A 14,746-nucleotide genomic window follows, 5' to 3' on the forward strand; every position below is an offset into this window, starting at 1 on the left:
CAGTTGCTATTTCAGCTATAAATCCAGCACTAAGCCAACGCTGTGAATGGTTTTAATAATGGCCGTTGGAAATGGCTTATCTATCGCTTTGCGTAATTGATAGATGTGTGACCGTAAAGAATCCGAGTCAGTGCCCTCCTCGCCCCAAATACGCTCAACAAGCTCACTCTTTGATACCGCTCGCGGGTAGCTTTCCATCAAAATTTTAAGAATATTGAACAATATTGGCGGTAATACGAGTGCAGTCTCGCCCCGCGTTACTGTTTGATTTTGGTAATTAAGCGTAAGCTGGTTGTCTGCGCTCCCTACACTTAGTGTTCTTGCAGCAGGTGTGGGATTTAATCGACAAGTTAATGCGCTGACTCGAGCAGCTAGCTCCTCCAGCGAAAAAGGTTTGGTGAGGTAATCATCCGCACCCTGCGCAAATCCTGCTAATTTATCGTCCAAAGTATCTCGAGCAGTTAACATTATGATGGGAATATGCCTGTCGGCTTGAAGTCTTAATCGCTGACAGACCTCAAGTCCTTCAATATCTGGGAGCATAATATCCAAAATAATACAGTCAAAATATTGCGTTAAAGCAAGCTCACAACCCTGCTCTCCCGTATAAGCAAAGTCCAAACTATGTCCCTGCATATCGAAGTAATCAGCTATATTACTTGCAATCGCGGGGTTGTCCTCAATCACTAAAATATTGAGTTGTGAGCTTGTTTTCATTAATACCAGCCTTGTAGTTTTTTATAGTAGCCTTCAGGCAAGATATGCTCGCCTTCTATGACCACGTGATGCTTTTTAACACTCGCAATGGCCTCGAATAATGCTTCATTTTCACGCTCGCTGGCGTATTCATCGTCATCTGCCGAGACCAACCACACCTTAGGAGAGTCAACGGCTGTCGCAAAATTTTTAATCGCCACTCGAGCCACCGCGTTAGTCAGGTAAGGCGGCACAATTGATAACACATTATCTACTCGTTTATCCAGCGCCGCTAGAATTAAACTGATTTGACCTCCCATGCTATATCCCGCAACACTAATTTGGTTTTGGTCAAATTGCGGCTGAGTAGCGATCCAATCAAGCAGTACCCGGTGGTCTTTTACCGAATCAATAATTAACTTTTCGTATGGTTCACGTTTTCCCCACCAATCTAAATCATGCATGACCTCAATAATATTATGATCAAGATTTTTACGCTTACCATGATTCCTCGAATCAATGGCTATCACGGCATAACCGTTTGCTAGCGCCATTTTAGTAAGTTCATCCGTTTGCTCGTATGTGTCGCGCCCCTTAAAGCTCTCTTGTATCCAGCGCACATCACTTCGGCCCATACCGTGGACACCCACCATAACAGGAATTGGTTTGGTCGCGTCGTGATTACTGGGGTAGAGAAGATGGCCATTGACTTTATCACCATCAAACGTCGTGTACTCAACCGCAAAGTGATTGGCTTTCAATGGCGATAGTTTTGCCTCCACCGCTATTTGCTCATAGCTATATATTTGCGCTAATTCCTCCGCGGTAACGCTATATGGCTTTAATCCAAATACTGCGTACCAAACAGCGGCAACGCCTGCAATAATTCCAGTAACTACTAACATTGTTTTTCTCCAGCTTTGCTTAACCATAAACCTTTACCTTCAACGCAATCAGATTCTCCGCCGTGCCGTGCTTTTTAAGCGCTGTTTCTAATGTGGATTTTGCGCCAGACGTGTCATTTAGTTTGAGCTGTGCATTTACTAGCGCTTCGTACAGCATGGGGTGTTCGATATCTGCAAGAGTTAACTGCATTAACTCAACGGCCACTGCGAGTTGATGAGCAGTTTGCGCATGCTGCGCTTGATATAAACCAGAGATCCCGAGCAACATAGGATCAAACGATGACTTATCCGCTAAATAACGCGCTTTCGCTTTACTACTATCTGAAAAGAATTGCTCTACCAACAAGATACTTTCATCGTCTTTGAAACGCGGTAACTCGCTTACCGTAAGACCAAGTGCTGCAACCATCGCTTTAGCAGTATCTACCGTAGAAAAAGGGTTTTGTCCTGTGATCAATTGACCATCAATACTTACCTGATTCAACATTAGGCCGTCTTGCACAAACGATGCTCCACGCTTAATGAGTTTATCTTCAAGTAGGAATGGAAACTGCTTGGTCCATTTTTTACCAAACGCTGCTTCTTCTTCGTTAGTAAAGCCATTTATTCGCTTGCCAGCGATTAAATACTCTCCATTTTCAAGCTTTACATCCACCAATGCCGCAGGACCATGGCACACCGCGCCAATTACACCGTTGTTAACGTAGATATCGCGAATAATTGCCTGTAACGGCTTGGAGTCATGCAAGTCGAACATCGGGCCTTTGCCCCCAACCACAAACACAGCATCGAATTGCGCGGGCTTTAACTCACTCAGTCTTTTAGTGTTTTTAAGCTGCACCATCGCAGTCGTATCATTACTGTATGCTTGATTATAGGATTTGTTTTTATCAAACTTATCTGCCAACGGTTCACCGCCCTTCGGCGAGGCTAACGTGACTTTTACGCCATTTTGTTTGAACACGGCATACGCTTTACTGAGCTCGTCAAACTCAAATCCAGGTTTGCTTAAGGTGCCATCAGCACCCATTTCGCCATAACTACTGAGCACCATGAGCACATGAGGTGTGTTTTTATCTTGTGCAACCGCATTGATTGAAGTTGCTGACAACGCAGCAACGAGAGATAAGGTTAATAGTGATTTGTTCATCATCCTGTCCTCGGGCCTGTTGACCCTTGTGTTGTTTTGTTACAGACACTTTATGCGGACAGGTGTGAAATAGATGTGAAGTCAATTCACATTATACCAATTGAATTAATTCTCTAATCAATTTGGTATTCTTCAAAAGCGAAAAGTTGTCAATTATGATGTCAAAGGCTTTGGGAATTTAGCTCTTACGTCCTCTATTAAGCGCTTGCGCGAGCTACGTTCACGCTCATGAGGCGCGAATAAGGCACTGGCCTCATCCAATAAATCAACCACTTGGTGAAGGTTGGTTAGTTCATCTGGGCTCAAGCGTTCATCTCGTGCCAAATACTCATTGATGATAACGATAGCGGCTTCTTTATTTGCAATATCTTCAGGTAAACCCGTTTTAGTACAAAGTCCGTAAATACCGCCAAGGAAGTGTTGCCATTCACTTTCTAAGTGAGCATCTATATTTTGATCCAGTTTTGCATCTCGCGGATTAAAGCCTTGCGCTTTTAATCTATGCAGTTGGTTTTTATAACGTTTACTAAAGAGTGCAAAGGCTTGTGCTTCATCCGTAACTTGCGACATAGCACCAAGCCATACCAAAGCACCTTGCGGATAAAATTCAAGGCTGTTTTCATCGCTGTGCACTCCAAAGAAAGAGTCACATTCGAGCTTTAATGCTAACTTATAGGCGGCCTTTGGCATCAAACGCTTTTCAATTAACGTAGCCAATTCAAGATGGGATAACTGCGACTCGCGCAGCAAAGTCTCTTTGGTAATAAAATGCGTCTGCAGATAATTAAGTAGTTCCATTGATTATTCCTTTGCATTTGTTAACTTTATTTTTGCCGTGAGCGCAGTCGCGATGATAATCAAGCCAAGTAAGTTGATGTTTACGGCTATGGTTTCTAGGTTCAACTGAACCGTTAATAGCAGTCCCGATTAAAATTGGATTAGCGTATCATCGACCACTACACCAATGGACATGAGCGCGCCGAGCACCGCTGCCCAACTTAAGGCCCTGAGTTGCTTTTGATATAACTTAAACGCGATCATCAAGCATAAAAAGCTTGCTGTAAAGTCGAGGATTAACGTCGATTCCGGATGGTTAAATACACCCAGCATTGATAATACCAATCCTGCCAATCCAGCCGCGGCTACTAAGAAAGTCGTGATTTTTGAACTGATTACGTGATGAGAAAACATTGCTTTTATTATTGTTAGTTAGGTTAGCAGCATTATAGCTGCTAACCCTTTGCGTAAAAAATATTATTGTACCTTTTTCACCATTTCTTCAATATATTTGATGGCAATAAATGGATCTGTTTCATCAAACAGGTGAGACGCATATTTCATGGTAATGGGCGTAACATTGTCGCCAATTTCTTGCAGCTTTATTTGTGCGTCATTCCAAGTTAGGGTGTAAATATCGACATCGGCATAACTCATACCTGCTGAGCGAATAGAAACATGAGGGATCCCACGTGACAGTATAGTAACTGGCATTTCTCGACTGGTTTTGTACATTGCTGTATGAGAAGAAGCCTCTTCAAAATCTTCTAGTGAATGGGTATCTCGCTCCCAGTTAATGATCCAATCCATGATCTTCCAACCCCTTTAGACATCTTACTCTTCATATCTTGATACCAAGACTCATGAGCGATATCAATAAGCACCATCCCTTTCACTTTCTCAGGGTTTCGGTTGGCGTAGGCTCTTGCAACAAACCCACCAAAAGAGTGAGGCACAAGCACTAATTTATCCATTTCGGTTTCCTTAGTGAATGCTTCAAGCTCTTGTGTAAGCTCCAGCATAGTACGCACTCTAGGCTTTGCAAAAGTGCTTTTCCCGGTGCCGGCTCTGTCATAAAAACACAAGCGATAACCTTTTGGCTCTGCATTATGGAAGGTATTTTTATAGGTTTCATGGGCATCCAGCCCCATCCCGGCGAGTAGAAGTGCGGTAGTCTCTCCATCTCCCTTACAGGCGTAGGCAAGTTTGTTACCGTTTACCTCCACAAATTGATAGTTATCTTGGTGCGCTTTTTGGTTGGCACTGGCCATTGAGCTGATCGCAACAAGCCCCAGTACTGCTGATGTTATTGTTTTCATTGTCCTTTCTCATTTTTTAAGTTTTCCCAATAGCATACTAATTAGTTCACTCGAGAAACGCAATAAAGTTTCAGAAACTTCTGAAACTTTATTAACCTAACGTATAGATGAAATAAGCAACATAGCCCACAAACAAGATACCACCTTCTCTACGACTAAGCTTCAGGCCTGAAATAAGCAGTGGAGTACAAAGTAAAGTTGCAACAATCATTACTGAAATATCCGCGCTTAGCATACGGTTTGTCACTTCCAAAGGGGTATTACTGATAAGTCCCGCCACGCCTAATACACCGAGTAAATTGAACAAGTTACTACCAATCACATTCCCTACCGCAATATCCGCATGCCCTTTTATGCTCGCCATTACTGAAGTAACCACTTCAGGTAGCGACGTGCCAATTGCGATGATGGTTAAGCCAATCATCACTTCGTCCACAGCTAAAGTACGAGCAAGTTGCACTGCGTTATCAACCATCAACTGTGCTCCACATATCAACAAACCAAGCCCTAAAATAAATTGCACTGTATTAACTGTGCGCTCACGCCAGCGGTTTGGTTGTTGCGATGACGCTGGTTCATCATTTTTGTAACTAAGCGCACGACCTTGCACAAATAAATACACAACATAAAGCAGCAAGAGCAAACTCAGCAAGCCAGCATCAAACCGGCTTAATGCGCCATCCCAAACCAACGCAGCGACGATAAAACAGGCGATCACGAGCATAGGAATATCTCTTTTCACCAATGCTTGTGACACCACCAGCGGCGCTATCAACGCTGATATACCCAATATGAATAAAATATTAAAGGTGTTACTGCCAAGCACGTTGGCAACAGCTAAGCTGCCTTGCCCCACCACCGCAGATTGCACACTGACCGCAAGCTCAGGAGCACTGGTACCAAAGGACACAATAGTTAAACCAATTAGTAAACTGGGTACGTTGAAGCTCGCAGCCAGTTTAGATGCCCCCGCGACTAAACGGTCAGCACCAAATACCAACAGTGATAAACCTAAAACGATATAAATAATATTGATTGTCATCGATGCAAACCTTGCGTTTTGATGGAACGTTAGCTTAAAAAACCACGCGAGTAGAATTTACTACTCCTTGTTTACACTCACTTAATTCCCGCTATAGCGCAACTAAACTGAGGGTAAGATTTGTCACTCTTGACGAGCAAAATAACTCATTAGACTGAGACTTTCTATTTGTGTCTAATGCGCGAAAATTAATTAACCTGAACTCGGGATAAAAAGTTAGTTAATCAACTAAAATATCCATGCTCAAAAGCGTAATATCGCTCTGGCCAGATGTTATTTCTTAATACAAGGCAAATTTGTGCGTCAATAGCTGGCCTATTGCAAACAAATTTAACGCTGTAGTAAGGGGTAACAGCTGCCAGAGAATAAGTTGTTATGCTGAGTTCAGGTTAATTCTACCTATCACTCAGTGAGTAGCCGCCATTGATGGCGCACTGCAGGCTGAACTCTAACTTACGTTAAGGAACTTGAATGACCAAATTTACCTCTTCTGAGCAAGCACGTGAATGCTACAACGTGCGCCACTGGAGCCAAGGCTTCTTTGGTATTAATGATCAGGGAGAGGTTACTGCGATGCCGAACCAACAGCAGCCACAGCACGCCGTAACTCTGACAAACATTGCACAACAAATTAAATCTGAGGGTTATACCCTACCTGCGCTAGTGCGTTTTCCACAAATTCTAGAACAGCGTGTACATAATATTGTTGGTGCGTTTAATCAGGCGATTACTGATTACAGCTACCCAGAAGACTATTTATTGGTTTACCCAATTAAAGTAAACCAACAAAAAGAAGTCATTGAGGGGCTTATTGCAAGCCAAGCAGCCAGCGATAAAAAACAGCTTGGCTTAGAAGCTGGCAGTAAAGCTGAATTACTTACTGTATTGGCGCTTAGTGAAAAAACCAGCGCAGTGATCGTGTGTAACGGCTACAAAGACAGAGAATACGTCCGTCTTGCGCTTATCGGTGAAAAATTAGGTCATCAAGTTTATATCGTTTTAGAAAAGCGTTCTGAGCTCGACATCGTGATGACAGAAGCCAAAGCACTAAACGTTAAACCACGTTTAGGCTTACGCGTCCGTTTGGCATCGCAAGGTAAAGGTAAATGGCAAGCAAGCGGCGGCGAAAAGTCCAAATTTGGTCTGTCTGCATCGCAAGTCCTTACGGTTGTTAACCAATTGAAGCAAGCTGACATGCTAGACGCGCTGCAACTGGTGCACTTTCATTTAGGCTCGCAAATGGCCAACATCCGTGACGTGCGCGTTGGTGTGGGTGAAGCCGCTAGATTCTACTGCGAATTACGCCGTTTAGGTGCAAACCTGTTGAATTTAGACGTAGGTGGCGGACTTGCAGTGGATTACGACGGTACGCGTAGTCAATCGTCCAACTCGATGAACTACAGCTTAGCTGAATATGCAAACAACATCGTTTACACCGTAGGCGATACCTGTAAGCAATACAATCAGCCAATGCCAAAGATCATCTCTGAGTCGGGTCGTGCGTTAACTGCGCATCACGCGGTATTAATCACCGATGTGATTGGCACAGAGAGCTATCAAGTAGAAGAGATAACTGCACCAGTAAGTGACGCCCCAAGACTACTGCACAATATGTGGACGTCTTGGCAGGCACTCAGTGAGCAAAGTGATGACCGTGCATTGATTGAAATTTTTCATGATACGCAAGGCGACTTGGCAGAAGTGCACAGCCAATTTGCGATGGGACTATTAAGCCTCGAGCAAAGAGCATGGGCGGAGCAAGTAAATCTGCGCGTATGCTATGAGCTAAACAAGCGTATGGACAACAAAAACCGTTTCCATCGCCCAATTATTGACGAACTCAGTGCCAAGCTTGCGGATAAATTTTTTGTGAATTTCTCGCTATTTCAATCTTTGCCAGACGCTTGGGGTATTGAACAGGTATTCCCTGTACTGCCACTCAGCGGGTTAACAGAGGCACCTAAACGCCGCGCGGTATTACTGGATATTACCTGTGATTCTGACGGTACGGTGGAGCATTATGTGGACGGCCAAGGTATTGAAGCCACGCTACCAGTACCTGAGTTTTGCAAAGATAAGCCCTATTTATTGGGATTTTTCTTGGTGGGTGCATACCAAGAGATTTTAGGTGACATGCACAACCTATTTGGCGACACCCACACCGTTGTCGCCACATTAGATGACCAAGGCGAATTGTCGCTTGGTAATGTGGATGCGGGTGACACCGTTGCCGATATGATGCGTTATGTACACCTTGATGTTGAACAATTTAAGCGTAACTTTGCCAACCTAGTTGAAAGCAAACTTCCGCTTGAAGAACGAGCTACCTGCCTAGCAGAGCTTGAAACCGGCCTTGACGGCTATACTTATTTGGAAGATTTCTAACCCATGAGCCACTTATTCGATCACACCGATCATTCTCTGTACTCCAACGGCATGACGTTTTTACGTCAGCCAATGGTACGCAATATCACAGATATTGATGCAGACATTGTGGTACTTGGCTTGCCATTTGACTTGGCAACCTCTGGACGCCCAGGCGCACGCTTGGGTCCAGATGCAATCCGTCGCGCATCCGTGCACTTAGCTTGGGAAAGTAAAAAATACCCTTGGTCATTTGCATTGTGGGACAAAATTAAACTACAGGATGCTGGCGATTTCACTTACCCAGTTGGCGATCCTGAGTATTTTACTGCGCAACTCGAGCTAGCTGCTCTGCAAATTTTACAGCAAGGCAAAACGCTATTAAGCCTAGGCGGCGATCACTTTGTGACCCTGCCGCTGCTGCGTGCTCACCAGCAAATTCACGGCAAAATGGCGCTCGTACATTTTGATGCGCACACAGACACATACAGCCAAGGTTCACGCTATGACCACGGTACTATGTTCTATCATGCTCCCATTGAAGGCTTAATAAGCCCAGAGCATTCAATGCAAATTGGCATTAGAACCGAGTACACAGAGCAAGGCCACGAGTTTGGCGTGATTGACGCTATGGCAGCAAACGACTTAAGCGCTGAAGAAATAGCAGCACAAATCAAAGCACGCGTCGGCGATTTGCCGGTGTACTTAACCTTTGATATCGACTGTCTAGACCCAGCATTCGCACCAGGCACCGGCACCCCAGTGTGCGGCGGTCTAACCAGCGACAAAGTGCTGAAGATTTTACGCGCACTGCAAGGACTAAACATGATAGGCATGGACGTAGTAGAAGTCTCCCCTTCCTACGACCAAAGCGAGCTCACAGCAATCGCCGCCGCCACCATTGCACATGAACTATTGCATCTGTGGGCAGTAAAGCATAAATAACTCGATGCGGGTTTGGACTAAGCCACCTTAACAAGGTGGCTTTTTTGTTTGGGGTTGGGGTTTACTGTAAAGTCGTAGAAGATCTCACATGCAACTTATTCTCCTTCGTCACACCTGAAAAACATACTTCTCGGCGGGTGAACCGCCTCCCACAAAACTATTTACACTGTGAGGCTGGAGCCTCAATTTTCTGAACTTGTAAACGACTCTATCGCTATTGAGAAAGTGGAAATCCACAGGCGACTATTCCCCCTTCATCACACCCGAAATTCATAACCCGATATGCAATGTGCCGAGAGGATGTCGGTTAAGTCTTGTCTGGCATCATGGATGTGCCTTACAAGACGGTTGCGATACCAATTGTATTAGGTAAATGAGCTATTTGAAGCTGAGAAATAGCTTTAGTAGCTAGGCAAAAATTTTGCTATTTAGTTGTTCTAAATGAGAAATTTTTAACGACGCTAATATGGTATTTCACCCTTCAAATTGATTGGAGACTTAGTACAATTGGTATTATATATCGGCTTAGGGTTTGAGGATTAAGTGTGATGTCGGGGCGACGTTTTCTTGGTTTGCTCGATCGCGTCGTTTCAAAAGAATGAACGAGAAGCGCATGGATGCGCTTTGATATTAGCCAAGGAAGGCTCTACTCATTAATCAACTCGAAGTGGTTGTCTTCAAACTCATCATCAACAATAACTCGGAAAACATAACTTCTCGGCGCGTGAACCGCCTCCCACAAGACTATTCACACGATGAAGCTTGAGTGGTGCTTCACTTTTTCCAACCTACCTGACATATTAAAAGACTGTTTACACCCTCACTCAAATTGCGTTAACCATTCTTTTAACACACTATTTAATAATGTTTGCTGCTCACGACTAATCCCTTCAACCAATTGGGCTTGAGTGGCGATATGCGGTTCAATCAGCTTTTCAATCAGGGCGAGGCCTTCGGCTGTCAATTCAACTGTTACACTGCGGCGGTCTTCTTTACAATGCTCACGTTTAATAAGGCCTTTTGCCGCTAGCTTATCTAAACGATTGGTCATCGCGCCAGAGGTGAGTAGCATGGTTTTAAATAGCTCTGATGGGGTTAAGCGAAATGGTTTGCCGCTGCGGCGCAAGGTAGCTAACACATCAAATTCACCCAAATTTAAGCCGTATTGCTTGTGCAGTTTTTCAACTTCGGCTTCCATATGTTTAGCTATGCGCACTAAGCGACCCATTATCGCCATGGGCGTTGTTTCTAACTGTGGTTTTTCGCGAGCCCACTGCTCTTGTACTCTATCAATCGCATCCATCAATATTTGCCCCGACAACAAACTTTATAAATAAATATCTTAACATAAAGATACTTTACAAAAAGTGTTTTTAGTAATACCTTACCGCAAAGTATCTCAACATAAAGATAGTTAATGTGAATATACTCCTCGCGATGATCCCTGCATTTTTATGGGGCACCACGTATGCGGTAACACAATACACCCTTGCGGACTGGCCGCCTCTTTTACTTGGCGCTATAAGAGCGCTGCCGGCTGGGCTTATTTTGCTGGCAGTTAAGCCGAGTTTGCCAAAAAAAGCAGACTGGAAAATACTATTCGGCCTTGGGGCGATTAATATCGCGGCCTTTTTTAGCATGATCTTCGTGATGTCGTTAACGCTACCATCTGCCATATCGAGCGTGGGCATGGTGTCTGTGCCTGTGTTCGCCATGCTTTATCATTGGTTGGTCAATAAGCAACGCCCGGGATTGGTGCAAGCGTTATGCGGTGCGGCGCTTATTGTGTTGGCCTGGTTGCTATTTGATCCGAGTTCACTGAGTTTAAGCCCTCTTGGTTTAGCGGCAATACTTGCGGCAATAACCTGTATCGTGATCGGCAGCTCAATCACTAAGTCTCTTGGTGATCGCATGCATTGGTGGACAGTGTTAACTTGGCAGCTCATTATTGGTGGTGTTATTCTCACCCTCGCATCAACCGTTCACGGTGTAATCGCACCAGCTAAGTATATTGCGGCTCTTAACAATTTATCGATGACCAATCTCAGCGGCATATTATGGGTTGTGCTCCTGAACACCGCGCTGGGTTATAGCTTGTACGTGTGGTTACTACAGCGTATGTCAGTGGTGGACTTTACCTTTGGTGGTATCGCAAATCCAATTGCGGGTATTTTGACGGGGTTGGTGCTACTGGGCGAGACGTTCACGCCGCTTCAGTATAGTTTGATGGTTGGCATGATTGTAATGCCGCTATTACCGCAAATTATCGTCACTACCCTACGAAGCAGAGCTGTGCCTGCTAAGTGTGAGGTAAACTAATCAGTTGAGCGTATAGCAACTATGCGCTCATTCCCTCAAATAGGCTAAATTAAAGTGCGAGTCGATAGATATATAGCGACTCGTCACTTGCTACGCCCAGATCATTGACACAGGACTCAACAAACTGGCCGCCTATTTTTTCAATGATCCGCTGGCTCGCAATATTTGACTGTAAACATTGAAACACCACAGTTTTAATATCACTTACCTCTCGAAGCTTGGCAATAACCTGTTCAAGCACTAGACCGATTAAGCCGTGACCTCTCGCCTTTTCGCCAAGCCAATAGCCGATTTCAGCAGTTTGCGTTTGCGCGTCCATATATTTGATCCCAAACACACCACAAAACTCGCAATTAAATTCAATAGCAGACCAAAGTCCGCCAACTTGGTTGTTTATACGTGTGTCGATATATCGCTCTGCGTCAGCCTCGGTATGTAGTGTCGCAACCCACGGCAGCACATTTTGTAAACTTGCACGACTGCTTTGCACGCAATCAAATAATGGCTTTGCATGCGTCACAGCAAGGTTTTGTAGTTTGAGATTGGCAGAAATATCTAGTTCCACGAGATGTTCAGCTCCATTTACTCACCTCTATTCAAATATAGGTCTGAAGAAGCTGCGTTCATAACTGATTATGCAACCGGTATCTTCTGCAAATTTAATTGCAGCCTGACACTGTGCATCTTGAAACGACTCATTACGATACGTTTCATAGGCCACCAAACTAGGAAAGGTGAATAATGCCAGAGCAATATTACTTGCACCTTCCGATGGTAAAAAGTAGCCATTATGCTGCCCACCAAAGCGATTGACGAGTGGGATCCACATTTTCGCATACTCCTCAAAGTCAGCAATTTTTGCCGGATCAACAACATATTTTAAGTAGCAAGTAACCATACAACCTTTCCTTTTTGTTAAAAACACCAGTTTCATATTGCTCTACACAGCGATAGACTGTGTGTGAGATTACTTTAAGCGTTAATAACATGAAGTTAAAGTGATATGGGACTAGCTGTCTCGATTAAATGCTCAAACTCCTGTATTGAACTCAGCGTAAAGCTACTGACAGTAACTGACACACTGAGAGAGTATCGTAGCTGCAACTTTTTAAAAATGATGGAATTCCATGATGGTCACCGTTGATTCTTTGGTGTTATATGTAAGCGATATCAAGCTTAGCGAAGCGTTTTATAGACAGCTATTCCAATGTGAGGCAGCGCAACTTTCTCCAACTTTTGTTTCTTTGAAGTGTGCAAGCAACGTCTCCATTGCACTTAAACAAAACACAGCCCTTACACCACCAAGTCGCATTACGGGTGGTGGTACTGAAATCTCTATTGTGCAACCAAGCCAAGAGGCATTTTTGGCTTTATACGATACATGGAAGTTACTTGATATTGAGTTTGCTCAAGCCCCGCAAGCCGAGGTATATGGCACAAGTTTTGTCGTATTGGACCCCGATAAACACCGAATTCGGGTGTTTGTCGCTAATTAACCTGAGGTTTGGTTAATTAACAATCTAAACTGGCCCTGTAAAAGGTGGGCCTTAACGAACGACTCCCTTCATAACCAACAACTTATACTTCATATAAAATCACCCTATTTCTTACTGGCATGGCGGCAACAAAATAGTAAAACATGTCCCTGTGCCCTCTTCACTCTCAACCGTTAACTCACCCCCATGCTCTTTGATTATATCGTAGCTAATGGAGAGCCCAAGCCCTGTGCCTTTACCAACAGGCTTAGTGGTAAAAAAGGGATCAAATATCTTATCAATGATCTTCTTAGGTATCCCAACGCCACTGTCTTGCACACTGATCGCAACACTGCCATTTTCAAAATGCGTTGTTACCTTAATTTCTCCTTCACTCTCTAATGCTTGCGCTGCATTGATGAGTAAGTTTGTCATTACTTGAATTAACTTGCCTTGGTTTCCCAACACTTGGGGTACTTCATTTAACTGTGTGGTCACGGTCGCATGATATTTGAGCTTACTTTCCACCAGATTTAACGTTGTCTTTATGCAGGCATTAACATCGCAAGGTTGTGATTGAATGTTATCAGCCCTTGAAAACTGTTTGAGGTCGTTCACAATCGCAGAAACTCTTTGTAGCCCGGTCATCGACTCATCAATAAGCTCGGTACAATCGCTATTAATAAAAGCAAAGTCCTTGTCTTGAACAAACTGATTGAACACTGCGAGTGTATTGGTTTCAACCCCGAGCTGAACCGCACGTGTTGCGAGCTCTGCATACTCGCCATGATAGTGACGCATCACATCGAGGTTACTCATCACAAAACCAAGCGGATTATTTATTTCATGGGCAACCCCGGCGGCCAGTTGACCCACTGAGGCCATTTTTTCTGAGTGAACAAGTTGTTGCTGCGCGGCTTCAAGTTCTCTGTTGGTAGCCTCAAGCTGCTGATTTTTCAGATTCAGCTTTTCAGTTCTCTGTGCTACCAGTTCTTCTAAGTGTTTATTTAGCTCAATCAAATCATGCTTATATTGCTCTCGACGCTCATGCTCTTCGGCTAACGTTTGTGATAACTCATCAAACGCCAAAGACAACTCTTGTAACTCATCTTTACTTTGTATTGGTTTCCATTTGAAGTCAAAAACGCCATTTTTGACATTACGAGCGATAAATTTAGCTTGGCTTTTCAAGATGTATAGATTGGTTGTTAGATATATACCGAGAAAATAAGAGAAAATAGCAACTAACGCCATTTCAAACAGCGCGATAGAAACCGTCCAGCGCTTTACCTCTGACATAGCTCGATTTATGGTGCCAATATCTATGCCTATTTGAATAGTGCCAAACAGTGTCCCTCCCTCAACAATATCAGCATGAATATCAAAAATACCGTCTGTGACTTTTGCAACTAACGTATCACCTTCAAATGTGCGTTCTTTAAAGCGATCTTTACCTGCAAAAGAAAGAATGTGGTTCTCACCATCAATGACTTTAACGTAAAGAATATCGGGGTTACTTAATAACTCATTGGTAAAAGCATCTAGCGTGGCTAAATCATAAGACAGCACAGCATCCTTGGTTGCGCTCGCAAACAAACTGGCGGTCGTCGTTGCGCGTTTATTCATGGCGTCATTTGCAGACTCCATCATAAAATCAATTACCACAAATATAAGCGCACTCAACAGCACCGCTTCAATAATAGCGGTGCCAATCATGGTTTTGAGTCTTAACGATAGCCTTTTCATTCAGTCGT

16 protein-coding genes are annotated in these 14,746 nt (G+C 43.9%); 4 read left to right on the forward strand and 12 right to left on the reverse strand.

The annotated features are described in order from the left end of the window. Nucleotides 1–15: 15 nt before the first annotated feature. The 8 genes from B1L02_RS09350 to B1L02_RS09380 form a co-directional block, all read right to left on the reverse strand. Nucleotides 16–717, reverse strand: a complete 702-nt coding sequence (locus B1L02_RS09350) for a response regulator transcription factor (RefSeq protein WP_088530813.1) — start codon at nucleotides 715–717, stop codon at nucleotides 16–18. Beyond that, complete coding sequence (locus tag B1L02_RS09355; RefSeq protein WP_223192050.1) at nucleotides 717–1,601, reverse strand: alpha/beta hydrolase; 885 nt, start codon at nucleotides 1,599–1,601, stop codon at nucleotides 717–719. The genes B1L02_RS09350 and B1L02_RS09355 overlap by 1 nt, the downstream gene beginning before the upstream one ends. A 19-nt stretch (nucleotides 1,602–1,620) precedes the next feature. Next, the gene (locus B1L02_RS09360; RefSeq protein ID WP_223192049.1) at nucleotides 1,621–2,754 is read right to left on the reverse strand and encodes a type 1 glutamine amidotransferase domain-containing protein; all 1,134 of its coding nucleotides are present in this window, start codon (nucleotides 2,752–2,754) and stop codon (nucleotides 1,621–1,623) included. Nucleotides 2,755–2,904: 150 nt separating this feature from the next. Further along, entirely contained in the window at nucleotides 2,905–3,549 is a 645-nt protein-coding gene (locus B1L02_RS09365; protein ID WP_088530816.1) for a DUF6058 family natural product biosynthesis protein, read from the reverse strand. Nucleotides 3,550–3,678: 129 nt separating this feature from the next. Beyond that, nucleotides 3,679–3,942, reverse strand: coding sequence for a hypothetical protein (locus B1L02_RS09370; protein ID WP_223192048.1), 264 nt, complete (start codon nucleotides 3,940–3,942; stop codon nucleotides 3,679–3,681). A 63-nt stretch (nucleotides 3,943–4,005) separates the two neighbouring features. After that, the gene (locus tag B1L02_RS24390; protein ID WP_232003171.1) at nucleotides 4,006–4,338 is read right to left on the reverse strand and encodes a hypothetical protein; all 333 of its coding nucleotides are present in this window, start codon (nucleotides 4,336–4,338) and stop codon (nucleotides 4,006–4,008) included. Next, complete coding sequence (locus B1L02_RS09375) at nucleotides 4,296–4,847, reverse strand: alpha/beta fold hydrolase (RefSeq protein WP_232003172.1); 552 nt, start codon at nucleotides 4,845–4,847, stop codon at nucleotides 4,296–4,298. The genes B1L02_RS24390 and B1L02_RS09375 overlap by 43 nt, the downstream gene beginning before the upstream one ends. A 91-nt stretch (nucleotides 4,848–4,938) precedes the next feature. Next, nucleotides 4,939–5,889 carry a calcium/sodium antiporter gene (locus tag B1L02_RS09380; RefSeq protein ID WP_088530817.1) on the reverse strand — a complete coding sequence of 317 codons (951 nt, stop codon included), beginning with the start codon at nucleotides 5,887–5,889 and terminating at the stop codon, nucleotides 4,939–4,941. Between the two features lie 471 nt (nucleotides 5,890–6,360). Here B1L02_RS09380 and speA point away from each other — a divergent pair, with 471 nt between their 5' ends. Then, nucleotides 6,361–8,274, forward strand: a complete 1,914-nt coding sequence (gene speA / locus B1L02_RS09385) for a biosynthetic arginine decarboxylase (protein WP_088530818.1) — start codon at nucleotides 6,361–6,363, stop codon at nucleotides 8,272–8,274. Between the two features lie 3 nt (nucleotides 8,275–8,277). Further along, nucleotides 8,278–9,198 (forward strand): agmatinase, encoded by a 921-nt coding sequence (speB, locus tag B1L02_RS09390; protein WP_088530819.1) that lies wholly within the window; start codon nucleotides 8,278–8,280, stop codon nucleotides 9,196–9,198. An 820-nt stretch (nucleotides 9,199–10,018) separates the two neighbouring features. Here speB and B1L02_RS09395 read toward each other — a convergent pair. Then, nucleotides 10,019–10,501, reverse strand: coding sequence for a MarR family winged helix-turn-helix transcriptional regulator (locus B1L02_RS09395; RefSeq protein ID WP_088530820.1), 483 nt, complete (start codon nucleotides 10,499–10,501; stop codon nucleotides 10,019–10,021). 116 nt (nucleotides 10,502–10,617) lie between these two features. Here B1L02_RS09395 and B1L02_RS09400 point away from each other — a divergent pair, with 116 nt between their 5' ends. Continuing rightward, on the forward strand, nucleotides 10,618–11,517 hold the full coding sequence (locus tag B1L02_RS09400; protein WP_174694552.1) for a DMT family transporter: 900 nt from the start codon (nucleotides 10,618–10,620) through the stop codon (nucleotides 11,515–11,517). A gap of 49 nt (nucleotides 11,518–11,566) precedes the next feature. Here B1L02_RS09400 and B1L02_RS09405 read toward each other — a convergent pair whose 3' ends face one another. Both B1L02_RS09405 and B1L02_RS09410 read right to left on the reverse strand, forming a co-directional pair. Further along, nucleotides 11,567–12,082 carry a GNAT family N-acetyltransferase gene (locus B1L02_RS09405; RefSeq protein ID WP_088530821.1) on the reverse strand — a complete coding sequence of 172 codons (516 nt, stop codon included), beginning with the start codon at nucleotides 12,080–12,082 and terminating at the stop codon, nucleotides 11,567–11,569. 27 nt (nucleotides 12,083–12,109) lie between these two features. After that, the gene (locus B1L02_RS09410) at nucleotides 12,110–12,415 is read right to left on the reverse strand and encodes an NIPSNAP family protein (RefSeq protein ID WP_088530822.1); all 306 of its coding nucleotides are present in this window, start codon (nucleotides 12,413–12,415) and stop codon (nucleotides 12,110–12,112) included. Between the two features lie 229 nt (nucleotides 12,416–12,644). On the opposite strand from B1L02_RS09410, the gene B1L02_RS09415 reads away from it, so the two are divergent. Next, nucleotides 12,645–13,013 carry a VOC family protein gene (locus B1L02_RS09415; RefSeq protein ID WP_223192047.1) on the forward strand — a complete coding sequence of 123 codons (369 nt, stop codon included), beginning with the start codon at nucleotides 12,645–12,647 and terminating at the stop codon, nucleotides 13,011–13,013. Between the two features lie 111 nt (nucleotides 13,014–13,124). Here the strand turns inward: B1L02_RS09415 and B1L02_RS09420 are convergent, their stop codons facing one another. Beyond that, the gene (locus B1L02_RS09420) at nucleotides 13,125–14,738 is read right to left on the reverse strand and encodes a sensor histidine kinase (protein ID WP_223192046.1); all 1,614 of its coding nucleotides are present in this window, start codon (nucleotides 14,736–14,738) and stop codon (nucleotides 13,125–13,127) included. Nucleotides 14,739–14,746 lie beyond the last annotated feature (8 nt).

Origin of the sequence: Pseudoalteromonas piscicida (assembly GCF_002208135.1) — a bacterium.
GTDB classification, from domain to species: Bacteria; Pseudomonadota; Gammaproteobacteria; order Enterobacterales; family Alteromonadaceae; genus Pseudoalteromonas; species Pseudoalteromonas piscicida_A.

What these genes read in the sequence shown, in the direction of transcription:
- B1L02_RS09350 (WP_088530813.1), bottom strand. Translation starts at nt 717, where the DNA reads ATGAAAACAAGCTCACAACTCAATATTTTAGTGATTGAGGACAACCCC.
- B1L02_RS09355 (WP_223192050.1), bottom strand. Translation starts at nt 1,601, where the DNA reads ATGTTAGTAGTTACTGGAATTATTGCAGGCGTTGCCGCTGTTTGGTAC.
- B1L02_RS09360 (WP_223192049.1), bottom strand. Translation starts at nt 2,754, where the DNA reads ATGATGAACAAATCACTATTAACCTTATCTCTCGTTGCTGCGTTGTCA.
- B1L02_RS09365 (WP_088530816.1), bottom strand. Translation starts at nt 3,549, where the DNA reads ATGGAACTACTTAATTATCTGCAGACGCATTTTATTACCAAAGAGACT.
- B1L02_RS09370 (WP_223192048.1), bottom strand. Translation starts at nt 3,942, where the DNA reads ATGTTTTCTCATCACGTAATCAGTTCAAAAATCACGACTTTCTTAGTA.
- B1L02_RS24390 (WP_232003171.1), bottom strand. Translation starts at nt 4,338, where the DNA reads ATGGATTGGATCATTAACTGGGAGCGAGATACCCATTCACTAGAAGAT.
- B1L02_RS09375 (WP_232003172.1), bottom strand. Translation starts at nt 4,847, where the DNA reads ATGAAAACAATAACATCAGCAGTACTGGGGCTTGTTGCGATCAGCTCA.
- B1L02_RS09380 (WP_088530817.1), bottom strand. Translation starts at nt 5,889, where the DNA reads ATGACAATCAATATTATTTATATCGTTTTAGGTTTATCACTGTTGGTA.
- speA (WP_088530818.1), top strand. Translation starts at nt 6,361, where the DNA reads ATGACCAAATTTACCTCTTCTGAGCAAGCACGTGAATGCTACAACGTG.
- speB (WP_088530819.1), top strand. Translation starts at nt 8,278, where the DNA reads ATGAGCCACTTATTCGATCACACCGATCATTCTCTGTACTCCAACGGC.
- B1L02_RS09395 (WP_088530820.1), bottom strand. Translation starts at nt 10,501, where the DNA reads ATGGATGCGATTGATAGAGTACAAGAGCAGTGGGCTCGCGAAAAACCA.
- B1L02_RS09410 (WP_088530822.1), bottom strand. Translation starts at nt 12,415, where the DNA reads ATGGTTACTTGCTACTTAAAATATGTTGTTGATCCGGCAAAAATTGCT.
- B1L02_RS09415 (WP_223192047.1), top strand. Translation starts at nt 12,645, where the DNA reads ATGATGGTCACCGTTGATTCTTTGGTGTTATATGTAAGCGATATCAAG.
- B1L02_RS09420 (WP_223192046.1), bottom strand. Translation starts at nt 14,738, where the DNA reads ATGAAAAGGCTATCGTTAAGACTCAAAACCATGATTGGCACCGCTATT.